The organism is Pseudomonas sp. PDNC002, assembly GCF_016919445.1.
Classification (GTDB): Bacteria; Pseudomonadota; Gammaproteobacteria; order Pseudomonadales; family Pseudomonadaceae; genus Pseudomonas.
Genome location: NZ_CP070356.1, coordinates 3,554,163 through 3,573,500, shown reverse-complemented (window position 1 = coordinate 3,573,500; position 19,338 = coordinate 3,554,163). Strand labels below are relative to the sequence as shown.

General features: G+C 66.5%; 16 protein-coding genes. 7 read left to right on the top strand and 9 right to left on the bottom strand.

Annotated features, from left to right (window positions below):
- Positions 1-255: 255 nt before the first annotated feature.
- On the top strand, positions 256-714 hold the full coding sequence (locus JVX91_RS16455; protein ID WP_205335265.1) for a DUF3574 domain-containing protein: 459 nt from the start codon (positions 256-258) through the stop codon (positions 712-714).
- Positions 714-1,580, top strand: a complete 867-nt coding sequence (gene speE / locus JVX91_RS16450; RefSeq protein WP_205335264.1) for a polyamine aminopropyltransferase — start codon at positions 714-716, stop codon at positions 1,578-1,580. Before JVX91_RS16455 ends, speE begins: the two co-directional genes overlap by 1 nt.
- Here speE and JVX91_RS16445 read toward each other — a convergent pair.
- The 8 genes from JVX91_RS16445 to JVX91_RS16410 all read right to left on the bottom strand — a co-directional run bounded on the left by JVX91_RS16445 (position 1,565) and on the right by JVX91_RS16410 (position 11,593).
- Positions 1,565-2,017 carry a DUF3574 domain-containing protein gene (locus JVX91_RS16445; RefSeq protein ID WP_205335263.1) on the bottom strand — a complete coding sequence of 151 codons (453 nt, stop codon included), beginning with the start codon at positions 2,015-2,017 and terminating at the stop codon, positions 1,565-1,567. The two genes, speE and JVX91_RS16445, sit on opposite strands and share 16 nt — an antisense overlap.
- The gene (locus JVX91_RS16440) at positions 2,017-3,378 is read right to left on the bottom strand and encodes an APC family permease (protein ID WP_205335262.1); all 1,362 of its coding nucleotides are present in this window, start codon (positions 3,376-3,378) and stop codon (positions 2,017-2,019) included. The genes JVX91_RS16445 and JVX91_RS16440 overlap by 1 nt, the downstream gene beginning before the upstream one ends.
- A 60-nt stretch (positions 3,379-3,438) precedes the next feature.
- Positions 3,439-5,820 (bottom strand): TonB-dependent receptor, encoded by a 2,382-nt coding sequence (locus JVX91_RS16435; RefSeq protein ID WP_205335261.1) that lies wholly within the window; start codon positions 5,818-5,820, stop codon positions 3,439-3,441.
- A gap of 369 nt (positions 5,821-6,189) precedes the next feature.
- Positions 6,190-6,855: a sulfite oxidase-like oxidoreductase gene (locus JVX91_RS16430; protein WP_205335260.1), complete on the bottom strand. Its 666-nt coding sequence runs from the start codon at positions 6,853-6,855 to the stop codon at positions 6,190-6,192.
- A 10-nt stretch (positions 6,856-6,865) separates the two neighbouring features.
- Positions 6,866-7,921 (bottom strand): substrate-binding domain-containing protein, encoded by a 1,056-nt coding sequence (locus JVX91_RS16425; RefSeq protein WP_205335259.1) that lies wholly within the window; start codon positions 7,919-7,921, stop codon positions 6,866-6,868.
- Positions 7,922-7,964: 43 nt separating this feature from the next.
- Positions 7,965-8,987, bottom strand: coding sequence for an ABC transporter permease (locus tag JVX91_RS16420; RefSeq protein ID WP_205335258.1), 1,023 nt, complete (start codon positions 8,985-8,987; stop codon positions 7,965-7,967).
- Positions 8,980-10,518: a sugar ABC transporter ATP-binding protein gene (locus JVX91_RS16415; RefSeq protein WP_205335257.1), complete on the bottom strand. Its 1,539-nt coding sequence runs from the start codon at positions 10,516-10,518 to the stop codon at positions 8,980-8,982. Before JVX91_RS16415 ends, JVX91_RS16420 begins: the two co-directional genes overlap by 8 nt.
- A gap of 187 nt (positions 10,519-10,705) precedes the next feature.
- The gene (locus tag JVX91_RS16410; RefSeq protein WP_205335256.1) at positions 10,706-11,593 is read right to left on the bottom strand and encodes a DMT family transporter; all 888 of its coding nucleotides are present in this window, start codon (positions 11,591-11,593) and stop codon (positions 10,706-10,708) included.
- 223 nt (positions 11,594-11,816) lie between these two features.
- Here JVX91_RS16410 and JVX91_RS16405 point away from each other — a divergent pair, with 223 nt between their 5' ends.
- The 5 genes from JVX91_RS16405 to JVX91_RS16385 all read left to right on the top strand — a co-directional run bounded on the left by JVX91_RS16405 (position 11,817) and on the right by JVX91_RS16385 (position 17,407).
- On the top strand, positions 11,817-12,731 hold the full coding sequence (locus JVX91_RS16405; protein ID WP_205335255.1) for a LysR family transcriptional regulator: 915 nt from the start codon (positions 11,817-11,819) through the stop codon (positions 12,729-12,731).
- 4 nt (positions 12,732-12,735) lie between these two features.
- Positions 12,736-13,638 carry a LysR family transcriptional regulator gene (locus JVX91_RS16400; RefSeq protein WP_205335254.1) on the top strand — a complete coding sequence of 301 codons (903 nt, stop codon included), beginning with the start codon at positions 12,736-12,738 and terminating at the stop codon, positions 13,636-13,638.
- An 831-nt stretch (positions 13,639-14,469) separates the two neighbouring features.
- Positions 14,470-15,093 carry a glutathione S-transferase gene (locus JVX91_RS16395; protein ID WP_205335253.1) on the top strand — a complete coding sequence of 208 codons (624 nt, stop codon included), beginning with the start codon at positions 14,470-14,472 and terminating at the stop codon, positions 15,091-15,093.
- 46 nt (positions 15,094-15,139) lie between these two features.
- A complete protein-coding gene (locus JVX91_RS16390) occupies positions 15,140-17,176 on the top strand; it encodes a pyridoxamine 5'-phosphate oxidase family protein (RefSeq protein WP_205335252.1) in 2,037 nt (678 codons plus the stop codon).
- 15 nt (positions 17,177-17,191) lie between these two features.
- Positions 17,192-17,407, top strand: coding sequence for a hypothetical protein (locus JVX91_RS16385; RefSeq protein ID WP_205335251.1), 216 nt, complete (start codon positions 17,192-17,194; stop codon positions 17,405-17,407).
- Between the two features lie 244 nt (positions 17,408-17,651).
- On the opposite strand, the gene JVX91_RS16380 is transcribed toward JVX91_RS16385, so the two are convergent.
- Entirely contained in the window at positions 17,652-19,235 is a 1,584-nt protein-coding gene (locus tag JVX91_RS16380) for an amidohydrolase (protein WP_205335250.1), read from the bottom strand.
- Between the last annotated feature and the right edge of the window lie 103 nt (positions 19,236-19,338).

Here is a 19,338-nt window from a genome sequence, read left to right as displayed (position 1 = left end):
AAGAATGCCTGAAGTGAATTTCGGCAAGATGGATATCTCATCCAGTGCTTAGCAAAGAACCGTTGTGAATATTGAATCTAACCAGCTCGCAAAAACTTCACGGCTGGCTGCGATGCACGTCCTAGAGCGTCTCCATGCAGATTCCAGCCAAATAAAATCAGCTATATAAGAATGCGTTTTTAATATTTAAGGAAATAACGGACGACCTTCTATAGTGGCGGTTTGGTTCAACTCTCATCACCGCAAGGAAGTCCCATGTTCCGCCATCTGCTCGCCGCCAGCCTCGCCCTGGCGCTGTTCGGCTGCGCCACCCCGCCCGCTCCTTCCGTCCATACCACCAACCCTTCCACTTCTACACTGCAGGGCGATCCCACACGGCCGGCGCAGGCGCAGTGGCTGCGCACCGAGTTGTATTTCGCGCTGGGGCAGGAGAACGGCAAGGAGAAGATCAGCGAGCAGCGCTGGCGGCAGTTCCTCGACCAGGAGGTGACGCCACGCTTCCCGGATGGCTTCACCGCCTACGATGCCTACGGCCAGTGGCGCGACCACGGTGCGCCGGCGCCGGAGCGGCTGAGTACCAAGGTGATCGTCATCCTGCATGAAGACACTGCCGCGCGCGGCCAGGACATCGAGGCGATCCGCCTGGCGTGGAAGCGCATCACCGGCGACCTCTCCGTGCTGCGCCTGTCGCAACCGGCGCAGGTGTCATTCTGATGGGCGAATTCCGCGAAACGCTGCACGAGGGTTACGCGCAGGCATTAACCGTCGATGAGCCGATCTACCAGGGCAACACCGGCCAGCAGGCCGTGCAGGTATTCCGCAACCGGCGCTTCGGCCGCGTGCTGACGCTGGATGGCGTGGTGCAGACCACAGAGGCCGACGAGTTCGTCTACCACGAGATGCTCGCCCATGTGCCGATCCTCGCCCATGGCGCAGTGCGCCGCGTGCTGGTGATCGGCGTGGGCGATGGCGGCATCCTGCGGGAAATCGTGCGGCATGCCGGCATCGAGGAAATCGTCGCGGTGGAGATCGATCCGCAGGTGGTCGAACTGTGCCGCGAGCTTCTACCGAATCACTCGGCCGGCGCGCTGGACGACCCGCGCCTGAGACTGGTGTATGCCGATGGCCTGGAATATCTCGCGCAAAGCCGCGAGTCCTTCGACCTGATCATTTGCGATTCCACCGATCCGGGCGGCCCGGCGGCCAGCCTGTTCACCGATGCTTTCTATCGCAACTGCCAGCAGCGTCTCGGCGCCAGCGGAATCCTCGCCACGCAGAATGGCGTGCCCTTCCTCCAGCCGGAGGAGCTGGGCGGCACGGCACGGCGGCTGGCGGACAGCTTCGCCGACTGGGGTTTCTTCCATGCCGCGGTGCCGACCTACATCGGCGGCAGCATGGCCTTTGGCTGGGCGTCGAACAGCGAGAAGGTCCGCCGCACCGACCTGGAAACCCTGCGCCAGCGCTTCGCGAAAAGCGGCCTGGTGACCCGCTACTACACCCCCGAAGTGCACCAAGCGGCCTTCGCCCTGCCGCGCTATATGCTCGACCTGATCGAGGCCGGACTTCAGCGCGACAGCTGAGGGTTGTCCAGGCGCTGCGGCGTCCAATCCGGGTCGCGGGCGCGAACCGGGCTGCTGACCTGCAGCACCGCCGTGCCGAAGCGTTTCTTGAAGTCCGCGCCGATCTGCGCCAGCGCCTGGCGGGTGTAGGGGTTGTCGGCATGGATGAGGATCAGCATCCGCGACGGCAACTTCTCCGGCCCGCCGCTGGGGCCGCGCCACTGGCCGTGCAGGTCGAGCCAGCTCAGACCATCGGGGAAACGCGGTGTCACCTCGCGGGCGAGGAAGTCTTCCCACTGCGACAATTCCACCGCCTCAAGGTACAGCTCGGTGCGCAGCATGCGCCGTCCGCTCGCTTCACCACTGGCATTGGCGCTGGGCTCGTTGAGCCACAGCCCGACCAACGCCGCCAGCAACACGGCCACGGCGCCATTGAGCCAGAGCAGTCTCCTGCGCATCACACGCCCTCCTCTGGCCAAGCTTCCGCCTGCACGCCTCGCGGGCGCAGGATCAGTTGCAGCAATGCACCCAGGGCCAGCACGCCCACGCCGAGCAATGCACCCCAACCGACATAGGCGACGCTGGAATACAGCATGTACAGGCACACCGCGAGGAAGCCCAGCGGCAACCACGGGTAGAGCGGCACGCGGATCGGCCGGGGCACTTGCGGATAGCGGCGGCGCAGGATGATCAGCGCCAGGCTGCTGAGGCTGAGGAACAGCCAGTACACCGGAGTCATGTACTCCACCATGGTGTTGAAGCCGTGACCGCTCCAGCCGCCGACCGCGATCAGCAGCAGCGCTACTACGCCCTCGGCCAGCAATGCCGCGCGCGGTACGCCATGGCGCACATCCCAGCGGCCGAGCGCGCGCAGCGCCGGCACATCGCTGGCAGCGGCGTAGGTGGTGCGGCTGCCGACGATCAGCGTGGAGTTGATGCTGGCGACGGCGGACACCACCACCACTGCCATGATCAGGCCGATCCCCGGCGCGCCGAAGGCCAGCCCGAGCAGCTCCAGCGCCGGCGCGCCACTGGCGGCCAGGCCGTCGAAGCCGAGGCCGCGAATGAACGCCCAGTTCAGCGCCAGGTAGATCAGCAGCAACGCGGCGAGCGCGCCGAGCATGGCGGTGAAGATGCCCCGGCGGTTGTCGCGCAGCTCCGCCGACAGCGTGGCCGCATCGCTCCAGCCACCGAAGGCGAGAAAGACGTAGATCAGCGCGGCGGAGAACCCGGCGACGCCCACCTGTTCCGGTTCCACCGGCGGCGCAACGGGCGGCGCGAAACCACGCCACTCCAGCCACAGGCCGGCACCAACGATCCCCAGGAATCCAGCGGCGACCAGCACCACCAACCCGGCCTGGGTGCCGAAACTGACGCGCCAGCCGATGAGATTCAGCGCCACCAGCGCGGCGACCAATCCACCGGCCAGCAGTACGTTGCCCAACTGGCCGAGGCCAAGCAAGGCACTGAAGTGATCGGCGAAGAGGAACGCCATCAGCGCGATCCAGCCGGTGTGCAGGATCGCGAAGCGTGACCAGGCAAACAGGAAACCCACCCGCTGGCCGTAGGCGCGCTCGAGGAAGTGATAGTCGCCGCCGGGATGGGCGAAGGCCGAGGCCATCTCCACATAGCACAGGGCGCCGACCATCGACAGCAGGCCGCCAAGAATCCACACCAGATAGAAGTGCTCCTGGCCGACGTTCAGCGCGACGGTGGGTGCGGTTTTCAGAATATCGCTGGTGATGACCATGCCCAGCGTCAGCAACAGCGCGTGGACAGCACCCAGTTGCCGGCGCGGGCCGGCGTCGTTGTCAGCCATGAATCGGCTCCGGAAGTAGTAAGGGCCGCGATGCGGCCCCTGGATTTTCAAAAGCGCAGATCAGAACGAATAGCTCGCGCGAGCGTAGTAGTACGCGCCGTTGGTGCCGATCGGCGAGAGCACGTCGTACGGCAGGTTGCCGCCGTAGTTGATCTCCGAGCTTGAGCGTTCCGGGTAGTTGTCGGTGAGGTTGTTGCCGCCCACCGCCAGGCTGAACTGCGGGGTGAACTTGTAGGCCACCTCGGCATCCAGCTGCCACACCGCGCCGTAGGTCTGCTCCGGGTGGTAGCCGTCGCCGAAGTCGAACACGCGGATGGTCTCACCCTGCCGGGTCAGGCGACCGAGCAGGTTCCACTGCGCATCGCTCCAGGTAGTGGTGAGGATGAAGCGGTCCTTGGGCGCGGCGTCAGTGAGGGTGTTGCGTTCCTCCACGCCCACCAGCGCATCGTCGCCAATCCCCAGGTTGCTGAGCTGCTGCGGAGTGGCCTTGGTGCTGCGCACCTTGGTGTGGTTGTAGGTGTACGCGGTAGTCACGCCCAATTGGCCGCCAACGAACGGCTGGTGGTAGTTCAATACCAGCTCCGCGCCATCGGTCCGGGTATCGGCGGCGTTGGTGAAGAAGTTCACGTCGTGCACGCCGGCTACACCGAAGTTGTCCTGGATGAACTGCTCCATGGCGTCGCTGCCGATGCGCTGGGACAGGGTGATGCGGTCGTCGACGTCGATGCGGAACACGTCGAAGGACAGGTCGAAGCGATCATTTAGCTGCGCGGTCAGGCCCAGGCTGAAGTTCTTCGAGGTCTCCGGATCGAGCTTCTCGGCGCCCAGCGCGCGGGCGATCGGATCGTTCACCGAGAGCACGCGGATATCGGTCAGCGTGCCGCCGTCACCGAAGTTGCTGGTGGTGTTCTGGAAGCCGACCTGGGCCAGCGATGGCGCGCGGAAGTTGGTGGACGCCGCGCCGCGCAGGGCCAGCACCGGGGTCAGCTGATAGCGCCCGCTGAGCTTGCCGGTGAGCTTGCTGCCGGCATCGTCGTAGCGCTCCCAGCGCGCAGCGGCATCGACGAAGAACTGGTCGGTGAGGTCGCCCGACAGGTCGACATAGGTGCCGAAGACGTTGCGGTCGATGTCCGATTCCTCGCTGGGGCGCAGGCCAGCCGCGCCGTCCGCGCCAACACCGTAGTACGAGGCCTCGTCACCAGCGGTGGTGATGTAGTTCTCGTACCGGTATTCGCCACCCAGCGCGAGCACGAACGGCCGCCCGGCAAGGCTCAGCTCGCGGTTCAGGTCGAGGTTGGCGACGCTCTGGCGCAGCTCGTAGTCGCCGGTGTCGAAGCGGGTCGGCGTGTCCTCGCCGAGCGATGCATTGAGGGTGCGCCGGGTCGAGGATTCGAAGCGGTTGCGGCCGTGGGTGACGCTGGCGTCGTAGTCCCAGGTGTCGGCGATCAACCCTTTGTAGCCGAGGGTGGCGGAGAGGTCGGTGTTGTCGCCCAGGGACTGCGGCAGGTAGCCGTTGGGGTAGATCTCCGGGTGCTCATCCGGGTAGCGGTAGAACTCCGCGCCAGTGGTATGGCGCTCGTTGTACAGGCCGAAGGAGTACAGCTTGCCGCCGCCCAGGGCGAGGTCGCCGTTGAACCAGGCGTTGACGTCCCGCGCCAGGCCATCGCCCATCACGTAGTTGCGTTGCCCGGGAGTGTCGGCGAAACCGTCATAACCGGCGCGGTTGGTCGGTTCGCGGTTGATGAATTCGGCGCCGCCACGGATGAAGCCGTCTTCGCCCAGGCGGGTGCCGGCCTTGGCAGCGGTATAGGAGTTCTGCCCGTCGGTGGTGGTCTTGTCGATGGCGTCCTGGTGGGTGTGGTAGGCGCCGTAGCTGGTGGTTACCTCGCCGCCTTCGGGGGCATCGTCGAGGATAATGTTGATCACCCCGGCAATGGCATCGGAGCCGTACTGCGCACCGGCGCCGTCGCGCAGCACTTCGATGCGCTTGATGGCGCTGATGGGGATCGAGTTGAAGTCCACCGGCGCGGTGCCGCGACCGATCTTCGAAGAGTCGTTGACCAGCGCCGAGGTGTGCTGGCGCTTGCCATTGATCAGTACCAGCACCTGGTCGGGGCTCATGCCGCGCAGCTGGGCGGCGCGCACGTGGTCGGCGCCACCGGAGTTGGACTGGCGCGGGAAGTTGAAGGACGGCAGCAGCGTCGCCAGGGCCTGGCCCAGTTCGCCGCCGACGGCGCCGGTGGATTGCAGGTCCTGCGCCGTGAGCACGTCCACCGGCACGGGGGAATCCAGCAGTGTACGGTTGTTTCCGCGGGCGCCGGTGACCAGCACGGTCTCAAGCTTGGTGGTGGCCTCGGGGGTCGACGAACTTTCGTCGGCGTGCGCGGAGGCCTGGGCGATGACCGAGGCCACCGCAACGGCAATAAGGGAACGGGATAACACGCGAAATACTCCTGTCTCGCTTAAAGAGCGCCACTCGCCGTTGGCGGCGAGTCCGGAACTCCGCTTTTTGGGTTCTTTTGACTTGAGCGGTTGGTGTCGGAAGTCCGGAAACCGCGAGCGACTGTTCCCGCTCAGGAGGGGAAAACAGTGCTCGGGAAAGCGCTCCAGGTGTCACGGCCGGTCGCTTTTCGTGATGAGCGAAAAGGCGCGGCTCTCGGTATCGCGGGTCATCCCTGACCCGATGGGGAAGGCGTCATCCTAGCTAGTGGCAGAATGCTTTTAAACGAATAAAAAATGCTTTGGTTATAACTACTTGCAATGTTCTTCAGGCAACACCGGCAGATGTTCGCCCAGCAACAGCAGCGCGTTTCAATCGAAAGCCTTGCGGGTCCATTCGTCCTCGGGAATATCCAGCGCCGCGCCGGAAAAGCGCTCCTCGCGGAAGGGGTCGGCGTCATTGTGGAAACCGTTGTTTTCCCAGAATCCGGGGCGGTCGGTTTCACTGAAATCCAGCGCGCGCAGCCACTTCGCGCTCTTCCAGAAATAGCGCCCGGCGATCACCAGCCGCAGCGGCCAGCCGTGCACTGGGGTCAGCGGTTCGCCGGCATAGTGCGTGGCGAGCAGGCTGTCCGGGCGCAGCAGGTCTTCCAGCGCCAGGTTGGTCTGGTAATCGTGATCGGCGTGGGCCAGGACGAACTGCCCGGCCGGTTGCACGCCGTAGTGTTCGAGCAGGTCGGACAGATGCACCCCGCGCCAGGCGGTATCGAACCTCGACCAACGCGTGACGCAATGGATATCGCAGACCAGCTCGCGCTGCGGCAGCTCCCGCAAGTCGTCCAGGCTCAGCTCCAACGGTTGCGACAGCGCGCCGGACAGACGCAGGCGCCAGGTCTCGCGCTCGTAGTTCGGCACCTCGCCCTCATGGAGAATCGGGAAGCGCTCGGTCAGCACCTGACCCGGTGGAAGCCGCTCACCATGGCGCGGATCACCTGCCGGCGAGCGCGCCCTCTTCAGGCGCGTGGCTTTGTCGTGCATCCCCGCTTCCTCAGTTGGCCAGCGGAATCCACGGCGCCTGCGCGACCTTCTGCGCCTCACCGAAGGCAGGCACCTTGCGCGCCAGGTCGCGAACGTTCTTCACGTCCAGGTCGAGCAGTTGCTGGCGGGTGATCAGGGTCGGCGGCACCAATACCTGTTCGCCCGGATTCTCCCCGGCGATGCGCAGCGCCAGGCTGCGCACGCTGATGGCCCCGGCCACTTCCGGGTTGACCGCGGCGGTGGCACTCCAGGCGCTGCCCTCTTCCTTCATGATCTGGATGTCGGCGGTGGAAATGTCGGCGCTGTAGATCTTCACCTTTTTGCCCAGGCCGGCTTCGTCCACGGCGATCTTCACGCCCTTGGCGAACTCGTCGAAGGGCGCGAAGAACACGGTGATATCCGGGTTGGCACGCAGCACCGCGCTGGCCTGGTCGGCCACCGAGTTGGCAATCGGCGCGTTGAGCGTGCCGAAGCGCGCTTTCTCGACGATGCCGGGGTTCTCGGCCTTCACCTGGCGCCAGATCTCGTCGCGGCGCTCCATGGGGGTGAAGCCGTCGATGTACACGTAGCCGGCCTCGAAGGACTTGCCGTTGTCCTGCAGCACCTGCTTGAGCGCCAGGCGCGCCAGCTCGCGGTGGTCCTGCTCAACGCGGGTGATGCGCGGGTCGTTCACGTCGACGTCGAAGGTCACCACCTTGATGCCCTTGGCCAGCGCCTTGTCGATGGAATCCTTGAGGGTTTCGGCGAGACCCAACTGGACGATGATGCCGTCCACGCCCAGGTCGATGGCCTGCTCCAGCATCTCGCGCTGGGTGGCCGCCTGCTGGCGGGCGTCGAACACGCGCAGCTTCACGTCCAGCGCATTGGCCTGCTTCTCCACGCCACGCAGGTAAGCCTCGGGAAAGTCCCCGGAGAACAGGTAGCCGACCAGGGCGATCTGTACGCCGCCCTTGTCGAAGGGTGCCGGCGCGCCGGGCAACCCGGCGGCCACCGCAGAAGCGGCGCTGGACAACAACAGGCCGGCGGCGAACAGCGCACGCAGGGATTTGCCGGGGGTGAATTTCATCCGTTGAGTCTCCGAAAGTTGAATCTCTGAAATAGGTAGGCGATCAGCGCCCGCGTCGAGCCAGACCGAAGGTGAACATCAAGGCCGAAACGAGGACTGCACCCTTGACGAAATCCTGGGCGTAGTAAGGCGCGTTGAGCATGGTCAGGCCGTTGAGCAGGGTCGCCACCAACACCGCGCCCACGAGCGTTCCGAAGGCATTGGGCTTCTGCGCGCCGAGTACGGCGAAGCCGATCAGCGCGGCGCCCAGGGCATCTAGCACCAGGCCATTGCCGGAGCTGACATCGCCGCGCCCGAGGCGCGCTGCCAGCAGCAATCCACCCAGCGACGCGAGCAGCGCCGAGAGCACGTAGGCGAGCAGCTTGTAGCGCTCCACCGCCGCACCGGCGAGGCGCGCCGCCTGTTCATTGCCGCCAATCGCGTAGAACAGCCGGCCCGGCCGCGTACGCTCCAGAAACAGCCAGATCAGCAACGCGCAGCCGAGCATGATCACCACGGGCACCGGCACGCGGTCCCACAGCTGGGCGCGACCAAGGGCAAGGAACCAGCTGGCGAAAGCACCCGGCGCTTCGTCGCCGTTGGGCAAGGTCATGCCGACGGCGATGGAGCGACCGCCAGTGGGGATCAGTTGCACGCCCACCACGAGGAACATGCTGCCGAGGGTGGCGAGGATGTCCGGCACGCGCATGCGCACGATCAGCCAGCCATTGAGCAACCCGACCAGGGTGCCAAGGCCGAGGCTGATGAGGATCGCCGCGAGCGGGCCCCAGTTCAGCACCACCATCACGTAGCTGGCGGTCATCAGGCTCAGCGCGGCGACCGCGCCAATGGACAGGTCCAGCCCGCCCACAGCCATGCTCAGGGTCACGCCCAGGGCGAGCAGCGCGACGATGGACACCGACTGCAACACCAGGAACAAATTGCCGACCCGCAGGAAGGCCGGTTCCAGCAGGGCGAACACCAGCACCAGCAAGGCCAGCAGCAGGAGCAGCGCGTAGTGGATGAGGAAATCGAGCAGGCGTGCGACGGAGGACGTCGCCGGGCTGCCCACGGCAGTTCTAGACACGCACAGCTCCTTGGCGTGAGAGATTGGACGGGGTGAGATGGGCGACGATCTCGCTGCGTTGCAGATCGTGCCGGGGCAGTTCGGCGACCACCGCGCCGTCGCGCACGACAAGGATGCGGTCGGCGATTTCCAGGGCTTCGTCCGGGTCGCTGCAGATCACCAGCGTGGCGCGGCCGGCGGCGCTGGCACGGATGCGCTGGCCGATATCGCGGCGGGCGCGCACGTCGACACCCTGGAAGGGTTCGTCGAGGATCAGCACGCGGCCCTGCCCCAGCAGCCATCGCGCGAGAATGACTTTCTGCTGGTTGCCGCCGGAGAGCAGTTCCAGCGGGTGTTCGAGGCCGGGCCCCTTGATACCGAGCGCTTCGATCTGCTCGGCCACCTTGGCGCGCTCGGCGTTACGGTCGATGAAACCCAAGCGCGTGAAGCTGCGCAGAAACGGCAACGTCATGCTGGCGCGCACCGAGAAGCCCGGCACCCGCGAGTTGCGCGCACGGTCCTCGGCGGCGAAGAACACGCCGGCGGCGATGGCCTCGCGTGGCGAACGCGGCTGCCAGTCACGGCCATCGAGGCGGATCGATCCAGCGTGCTGCCGACGCAGGCCGAACAGCACTTCGGCGATCTCGCTCTTGCCTGCGCCGAGCAGGCCGGTCAGGGCGACCACTTCACCTTCGTGCAGGTCCAGGTCGAATACCGCGCTGTGCGCATCAAGCTGCCAGTCGCGCAGGGACAGCACGGTTTCGCCACGTTCCAGCGGCTGCAATTGCACTTCGCCCAGCGCGGCGCCGAGCATGGATTCGACGGCGGCGGCGAGGTCCAGCGGCGCATCGAATTCGCCGACCAGGCGCCCATCACGCAGCACCAGCGCACGGTCCGCGACACGCTGCAGATCGGACAGACGATGGGAGATGTAGAGGATCGCGACGCCGCGTTCGCGCAGCTCATCGATCAGGGCGAACAGACGTGCGGCCTCCTGCGTGGACAGCGAGGCCGTGGGTTCGTCGAGTATCAGCAGACGCGGCTTGAGCGCCAGAGCGCGGGACAGGATCACCAACTGCCGTTCGGCGGTGCCCAGTGTCTCGATGGGCGCGTGCAGAGGGAGGTCCAGCGCCAGCCCGGCGGCGATCTCCGCGGCACGCTGGCGAGCGGCACGCGGCCTGAACAGCAGCGAATCAGCGGCGCCGCACAGCTCGTCCAGCAACAGGTTTTCCGCGACGCTCAGGCCGGGCACCACGCCCTGCTCCACCTGCTGGTGCACCGCAACGATGCCATGGCGCCGGGCATCCTGCGGCGAGGCGAAGCGCACCGGGTGGCCATCGATCAACAACTGCCCGGCGTCATGACCATGGGAACCGGCAAGTATCTTCACCAACGTCGACTTGCCCGCGCCGTTGGCGCCGAGCAACGCGACCACCTCGCCGGGGCGAACACTCAGGGCCACATCGTCCAGCACCCGATTTCCGGCAAAGCTCTTGGCCACGCCCTGGAGGCGAAGGAACGCTGCGGAGCTGGGCTCGACGGACATGGACATCTCGATACGACGCGGAAAGCGGAAGCGCCGTTTCAGAGCTTCGCCGTGGGAATGGACGGCGATTCTTTTATAATTACAAAAGCCACATCAAGATATTTTTAATATCGTTTACGCATAAGCTTGAAACCGCCCGCGCCTCTTCGCCGCCACTGTTTGCCCAGCAACAGTGACGCCTGCATCCTGCCCCTTACGAACGCGAAGGTTTGATGGAGTACAACCCCGCCAGCAGGATCAGCAGCGCGCCGGTCAGGGTCCAGGCGGTCGGTGCTTCCCCGAAGACGAACAGGCCGATCAGCATGGCGAACGCCAGCAGCGAGTAGTTGAACGGCTGCAAGGTCGAGGCCTGGGCGTACTTGAGCGCCTGGATCAGCAGCAGTTGGGCGAGCACGCCGGTGACCGAGAGAATCGCCATCAGCACCGCCTCGCGGGGCGTCGGCGTCACCCAGGCGGGCACGCCCACCGCCGTGACCACGACGGCGCCGACGACCGCCATGTACAGCGTCGTGGTGGCGAAGCTATCCGTCTGGCTGATGCGCCGCGAAAGGATGTTGAAGAAGGCAAAGGTCAGCGCCGCCGCCAGCGGGATCAGCGCCGCGGGCTGGAACACACCCATGCCCGGCCGTAGGATCAGCAGCGTGCCGCCAAACCCCACCGCCGCCGCCAGCCATTGCCGGCCCACCAGCCGCTCGCCGAGGAATACACGCGCCAACCCCAGCGCCATCAGCGGAAACACAGCGTACAGCGCGTGGGTTTCCGCCAGTCCGAGGTAGCGCAGCGCCAGACCGAAGATGGCGATCTCCGCCACGCCCAGCAGCGAGCGGATCACCTGCAACCAGGGATTGGCGCTTCGACTCGCCTGCCGCACGCCCCCTTGCGAACGGCAGACGACGAGTGCGAAAAGCACGAACACCCAGTAACGCACCATCACCAGTTCGGCCACTGGCAGGTGCCGCACCAGCACTTTGGTGATGCCGTCCTGGCAGGCGAAGATGAACATCGAGAGCAGGCACAGGGCGATGCCGAGCCGCGCCTGGCCGGCGTCAGCCAGGTTGGCGGTGGTGGATTTGCTGTCCATGGATGGGGGCTCTTGGCAGTGTGCGCCGACACGTCGGGAAGCGGGCGGCCTCACAGGCTTGTGCAGGAGGCGCCGGCTCGCGGTCAAGCCAGGCGACGCTGGCGGGTACGACGAGGTCGCTTGCCCTTCATTCCCGCGCGGCTTCCCTCTACAGTTTCACCAGCCCGGGTCGCATTCGGCCCACCTCGCCGGCGCACTCCGCGCCGGCCTGCAACGGTGACGCATGGACAGGTTTCAGGAAATGAAGGTGCTACTGGCGGTGGCCGAGGCAGAGAGCTTCGCCGGCGGCGCAAAGCAGTTGGGCCTTTCACCGCCCAGCGTGACCCGCGCCATCGCCGCGCTGGAACAACGTCTGGGGACCCTGCTGCTAGCCCGCAGCACGCGCAGCGTACGGCTGACCGAAGCCGGCCAGCGCTATGTGGAGGATTGCCGGCGCATCCTGCAGGAACTGGAAGAGGCCGAGGAACTGGCCTCCGGCAGCGCCCTGCGACCGCGCGGCAATCTCACGGTGACCGCGCCGGTGCTGTTCGGCGAGCTGTACATGGTCCCGCTGATCGCCAGCTACCTCGCGGCGCATCCGCAAGTGTCGGTCAACGCCTTGCTGGTGGACCGCGTGGTGAACTTCCACGATGAAGGCATCGACGTCGCCGTGCGCATCGGCCAGTTGCCCGAAGGTAGCCTGACCGCCCTGAAAGTCGGCGAGATCCGCCCGGTGATCTGCGCCGCGCCGTCGTTCCTCGACACCCACGGACGGCCCGCCAGCCCCGCCGACCTGCTCGACGCGCCGGTGGTGCTGGCGGCCTCCAGCACCTTGCTGACCGACTGGCAATTCGTCACCCCGGACGGCCCGCTGACGCTGCGCCCGCCCTCGCGCTTCGTGGTCAGCTCGAACAACGCGGCGCTCCACGCCGCGCGCCTGGGCTGGGGCTTCACCCGCGTGCTGTCGTATCAGGCCGCTGACGCCGTAGCCCGTGGCGAGCTGGAAATCGTCCTCGATGAGTTCGCCGTTGCGCCGCTGCCCATCCACCTGCTGTACCAGGAAAGCGCGCGGCTGCCGGCCAAGGTGCGCAGCTTCGTCACGCACTGTGCCGAACGGCTGCGCAACGATCCGGCGTTGCACGCAACGCGCGCCGGCTGAGCGCATGAGCCGCTACCGCGAGATTCAGGTCTTCGACGCCGTTGCCCGCTCCGGCAGCCTTGCTGCGGGCGCGCGGCAGCTGGAGGTATCCACGGCGACGGTGATGCGCGTGGTCGCCGCGCTGGAAGCGCGTCTCCACGGCACGCTGCTGGTGCGCGGCCCGCGCGGCGTGCAGCTGAGCGCCAGCGGCGAAGCGTTCGCCGCCAGCTGCCGGCGGATACTTCAGGATATCGACGAGGCGGAAGGCTCGGTCGGCGGCCTGCACGCCCACCCGGCCGGCCAGCTGAACCTCTCCCTGCCACTGCTGGTGGCCGACCAGCTCTTCGCGCCCATCGCCCTGGACTACCTCGCAGCCTTCCCCGAAGTACGCCTGTTCAGCCAGCACCGGGAAGACCTGCCGCGCCTGCTGGAAGACGGCATCGACGTCGCCCTGGTGATCGGCGCCCTACCCGACTCCTCTGGCTTCGCCGTGCCGGTGGGCACGGTGCGGCCGGTGATCTGTGCTTCGCCCGAATACCTCGCGCGCCACGGCGTGCCGCAGGCGCCGGAAGACCTCAAGACACACCGCATCATCGCCGCCGGTAGTCAGGGCGCGGTCAGCGAATGGCGCTTCCGCCATCAGGGCGCGGTGCGTTCGGTGCGCCTGACTCCGCTGCTTGCGTGCAGCACCACCCAGGCGGCGACCCGCGCCGCCAGTCTGGGTCTTGGGCTGACGCGTTGCATGAGCCACGAGGCCCATGCCGAGCTGAGCGACGGGCGTCTGCAAGTGGTATTGCAGGATTACGCCGCCCCCAGCCTGCCGGTACAACTGATCTACCGCGAAGGCCGCCGCGCGGCGGCACGGGTGCGGACCTTCCTCGACTTCACGGTGCCGCGCTTGCGGGCGCATCCAGCGCTGCGCGGCTGAGACCGCCGCTCCTACGGACTGCCTTTGTAGGAGCGGATCTTATCCGCGACCCGACCGCCAGGTCGGCTGTCTCCCGCATAGCTCGCGCGAACCTTCGACAATCACCGGCTAACCTGGTTTCCGCCGCGCAGGACTTCGCGGACAAGGTCCGCTCCTACGGACTGCCTTTGTAGGAGCGGATCTTATCCGCGACCCGACCGCAGGTCGGCTGTCTCCCGCGCAGCTCGCACGAACCTTCGACCATCACCGGCTAGCCTGATTTCCGCCACGCGGGACTTCGCGGACAAGGTCCGCTCCTACGGACTAACCAGACTGCCGCTCTTGTAGGAGCGGATCCTATCCGCGATCCGACCGCCAGATCGGCTGTCTCCTGCGTAGCTCGCGCGAACCTTCGACAATCACCGGCTAGTCTGATTTCCGCCGCGTGGGGCTTCGCGGACAAGGTCCGCTCCTACGGACTGCCTTTGTAGGAGCGGATCTTATCCGCGATCCGACCGGCAGGTCGGCTGCCTCCTGCGTCGCTCGCGCGAACCTTCGACAACCACCGGCTAATCTGATTTCCGCCGCGCGGGACTTCGCGGACAAGGTCCGCTCCTACGGATTAACCAGACTGCCTTTGTAGGAGCGAGCTTGCTCACGAACCGCAAATCCCCTGCGTGACTGTAGGCCCTGCCCGCCAGCATTCCATTCTTCCGCATTCTGAAACGCTGGATTGCCCGCCCTGGCGATTCTGCGAGCCGGCCATCGAGCGCAGCATTCACCCATCAGCTCGAGCAACCCGCCACCGACCGACTCGCGCTGCCTACCCACACAAGCCAAGGAGTCACCGTCATGTCCCATACCATCAAGCTCTTCCGCCACCCGCTGTCCGGCCACGCCCATCGCATCGAGCTGATGCTCTCGCTGCTGCAACTGCCCGTCGAGCTGATCGATGTCGACCTGGCCAAAGGCGCGCACAAACACCCGGACTTCCTCGCCCTGAACAGCTTCGGCCAGGTGCCGGTGATCGATGACGAAGGCGTCATCGTCGCCGACTCCAACGCCATCCTCGTCTACCTGGCGAAGAAGTACGGCAATGGCCGCTGGCTGCCGGAAGACCCGCAGGGCGCCGCCCGCGTGCAGCGCTGGTTGTCGGTGGCCGCCGGGCAGGTGGCGTTCGGCCCCGCCGCCGCACGGCTGGTCACCGTGTTCGGCGCGGCGTTCAACGCCCAGGAAGTCATTACCCGTGCCCACGCGCTGTTCCAGGTGATGGAACGGGAACTGGCCAAAACGCCGTTCCTGGCGGGCAACGAGGCGACCATCGCCGACGTGTCCAACTACTCCTACATCTCCCACGCACCGGAGGGCAACGTGTCCCTGCAGGAGTACCCGAACCTGCGCGCCTGGCTGGCCCGCGTGGAAGCCCTGCCCGGCTTCGTGCCGATGCAGCGCACCGCCATCGGCCTGCAGGCCTGATGCCGCCGGGCTAACCCGGCGGCACCTTCGCTGCGAGGTGCCCGACATGTTTCAGCTGCCCAAACACCGTAGCTCCCCCTGGCACGCCGGCGAAAAGGCGATCCAGGAGCGCGTCGGCGTCGCCGAGCGCATGGAAGTCCATGGCCAGAAAGTCATCCGCGACTACATGCCCGACCAGCACCGCGAGTTCTACCACCAGCTCCCGTTCATCATCGCCGGTGCCGTGGATGACCAAGGTCGGCCCTGGGCGACCCTGCTGGAAGGCGCGGAAGGCTTCGTTACCTCGCCCGATCCAAAGACCCTGCTGCTGGAGACAGTGCCCGACAGCCAGGACCCCGCCGCCAGCGGCCTGCAAGCCGGCAACGCCATCGGCCTGCTGGGCATCGAGCTGCACACCCGGCGGCGCAACCGCATGAATGGCGTCCTCCGCGAGGTCGACGGCGGCCTGCTGACGGTGGCCGTCGAGCACTCCTTCGGCAACTGCCCGCAGTACATCCAGAAACGCGATTGGAGCCGCGACGAGCAGCGCTACAGCCAGCGTGCCCCGCGCGAGGACTTCGCCGCGCTGAACGAGGAGCTGGCCGCCATCATCCGCAACGCCGACACCTTCTTCGTTGCCAGTTACGTGCAGCATGAGGATGGCGAGCGCTCGGTGGACGTCTCCCACCGCGGCGGCCGCCCCGGCTTCGTCCGGGTCGAGGGCAACCGCCTGACCATCCCCGACTACGCCGGCAACCTGCACTTCAACACCCTGGGCAACCTGCAGGCCAACCCACAGGCCGGGCTGCTCTTCGTCGACTTCGTCAGCGGTGACGTATTGCAGGTCCATGGCCGCACCGAAATCCTCTTCGACAGCCCGTTGCTGAGCGCCTTCGAAGGCGCCGAACGCCTGTGGACGCTGGACGTAGAGCACGCCGTGCTGCGCCGCAGCGCCCTGGCGCTGCGCTGGAGCTTCCGCGAGTACTCGCTCACCAGCCTGATGACCGGCACCTGGGCCGAGGCCGACGCCAAGCTGCAGGAACGCGAGCAGCGCCAGCAGTGGCAGGACTGGCAGGTGCTGCGCGTGGAGCAGGAAAGCGAGGACATCCGCTCGTTCTACCTGCAACCGCCGGCCGGCACCGCCATGAGTTTCGCGCCAGGCCAGCATCTGCCCGTACGCCTGGCAATCGGCGAACAGGCACTGATCCGCACCTATAGCCTGTCCAGCGCGCCGTCGGACGGCGAGTTGCGCATCAGCGTGAAGGTCCAGGGGCCGGCCTCGCGTCACCTGCATGAGCAGGTTCGGTTGGGTGATCGCCTGCAGGTCCGCGCGCCCATGGGCAGCTTCACCCTGAAGGGCGACAACGCACGCCCGGTCGTGCTGATCGGCGCGGGGGTGGGCATCACCCCGCTGCTCTCGATGCTGCGCGAACTGGCGGCGGGCCCGGCGCGGCGCGTGCATCTGTTCCAGTCCGCGCGGACGCTGGGCCAGTTGCCGTTCCAGCGGGAAATCGCCGAACTGCGCCAGCGCGCGCCGCAACTGCAAGTCCATCGCGCGCTCAGTCGCCCAGAACCGGAGGCCGTGCTCGGCCGCGACTTCGAGCAGGCCGGCCGCCTGAATATCGAGGCGATCAAGGCCCGGCTGCCGCTGGACGATTACGACTTCTATGTCTGCGGCCCCGGGGAGTTCACCCAGGCGATCTACGACGGCCTGCGTGGGTTGAACGTCGCCGACGCGCGCATCCACGCCGAGACCTTCGGCCCCTCGACCCTCAAGCGCCGGGGCGACGGTCAGGCACCCGCGCTGGTGCAGCCGCCCGCCGCCACCGAGCCAGTGCCGGTGTACTTCGCCGGCTCGGCCAAGGAAGCCCGTTGGAAACCCGACAGCGGCACTCTGCTGGAGCTGGCAGAAGCCCGCGGACTCTCGCCCGACTTCAGCTGCCGCGGCGGCTCCTGCGGCACCTGCCGGACGAAGATAGTCAGCGGCCAGGTGCACTACCCCAACCCGCCGGCGGAGATGCCCGAAGCCGGCAGCGCACTGATCTGCTGCGCCATCCCGGCGCAGGACGACGGCGGCGTGCAACCGCTGGTGCTGGACCTCTAGGGAGGCGAATCGATCATGAACGCACTGCATGCATTCGAGAGCGGGAGCGAACGTTTCCCGCAGTGGGACGAGGAGTTCGTCGAATCGAGCGAACCGGGTTTCTGCGGGCCGAACGAGGCGGAAGTCGGATTTCTGCTACCGCAGCTGCTTTCAACGCCGGGCTGCCCTTCACGCTCGCGCACCGTGGAGGTCAGCGCAGCGCTGGTGCGCTGGTTCAGGCGCGCCTTGTAGGCACAGTTCGCGAACGTGATCCGCTCCTGTCCCTTTGTTTCGCGCTCGGTCCAGCCCTCACCCTAACCCTCTCCCAGAGGGAGAGGGAACCGTTCGGTGCAGGGTGAAACGTGGCGTCAACTGGCACGGTCTTCCCCCTCTCCCACTGGGAGAGGGCTGGGGTGAGGGAAAGGCCCCTGGCACGGACTTGGCCGGGACAAGGCAGTTGCTCCACGGCCGCGACCGAAGCACAGGGAGCAATAGATCACTCGTCGTCCCGCGCCGGAATCCACCACTCCTCTCCGCGCACCGTGCGGATGTACTCCGGCCAGCGGAAGCGGTGCGGGACCTTGAAGTCGCTCGGCAGCAACGGCGCTTGCCACTGCTCGCCACCGATGCCGCCGCCGGTACGCTGGTTGAACTCGCGGGTCGCCTCGGCCAGCAGATCGGCATCGGTGAACAGCTCGATCAGCGTGCTGCCGATAGTTTTCGACGCCACGTCGATCATCGGGTCGATGGTCTCGCGGATGCCGCCCAGGGCGTTGGATACCCAGTCCGGATAGGTGAAGCCCGCCGGCGCGCTGAGCATCGGTCGGGCCACGTAGAGGCGCACAGTCGGGCAGTGCCAGGTGTACTCGGGGTAATCGTCGGAAGTCAGGTACTTCTGCCACGCCGGCATCTGCAGGCGCATCTGCCGCTCGCATTCCTGCGGCTCGATCAGCGCCTGGGTAGCGGGCAGGAAGGGTTCGTCCATGGGATCGAGGCCGAGGTTCGCGTGGATTTCCCGCGCCACGGCGATGGCCTTTTCGCCCCAGGTCGGCGCGCCGATGGCGGCGAGGTTGTCGTAGCAGGCCTGCGCCAGCGCGTGGTTGGCCAGCCCGCCACGGGATTTGCAGACCCAGGTCTTCTTCCACTGGCAGCCGGTGGCCATGGCCGCGGCGGCGGCGTTGTTGTCCATCACCGTGGAGATGGTCTCGGCCTGTTCGATGGAGTCGCAGCGCAGCAGGTACTGGATCTGCGAGATGTGCGGCGGCAGGTTGTCGGCGGTGGCCTGGCCGGCGGTGAGGATGGCCTCGTTGAAGCTCCATAGCCCGGTGAACGGCAGTGTCGAGCGGCGCAGGCTTTCGTTCAGCGTGTAGAAGTGCACCAGCGCATCGTTGGCGCCCGGCGCGCGGGCCGCGAGGTGGTTCTGCGGGATCGGGCTGTAGCGGTCGGCGGCGATCCAGTTCTGCGGGTCTTCGCAGGTGAAGGTGTAGATGTACGAGTAGGCGATGCCGCAGTGCGTGTCCCAGGTGGTGGTGTTGTTCAGCGGCAGCATGTAGGTGGGGTGGAAGCTGACGGCGGCGTCGAGGTCGTCGTAGTAGCCCTTGGCGGCGTGCACCGGCTTGGAAGCGCGCAGCTTTTCCGCCGGCTCGCCGAAGAACCTGATGGTGCCCTGGATGCCGAATTCCAGCATCGCCGCCTTGGCCGCGAGCACGCCGCCCAGGGCGCTGATGCCCAGCGCGGAGTGCGGGTCGGTATGGCCCGGCGCGTACTTCGACAGGCCCTCGCGCGGCATCGGCTTGGTCGCCGCTGCCTGGCAGTTGCCGGGCACCGCGTCGTATTCGGCATAGGTGGCGAGGATCGGCCCTTCGCCGTTGCTGAAGGTGGCGACGAAGGCGGTGGGCATGCCGCCACTGCCCTCTTCCACCGTGAAGCCTTCGCGGCGCAGCAATTCCACGTACCAGGCACAGGACTTGTACTCGCGGAAGGCCGGCTCGGCGAAATGCCAGATCACCTGGTGCCAGTCGGACAATTGCTGGCGGTGCTCGTCGATCCACTGCTGGACGTAGGCCTTGAATTTCGACATGGCGGCTTCCTCATCGTTGCCTGTTGTTGTTGTCGTGTGGCCTAGTATTGGTGAAGCGAAATTTGCAACAAGCTCAGGATTTCGCCACCCCATGTCGGGATAG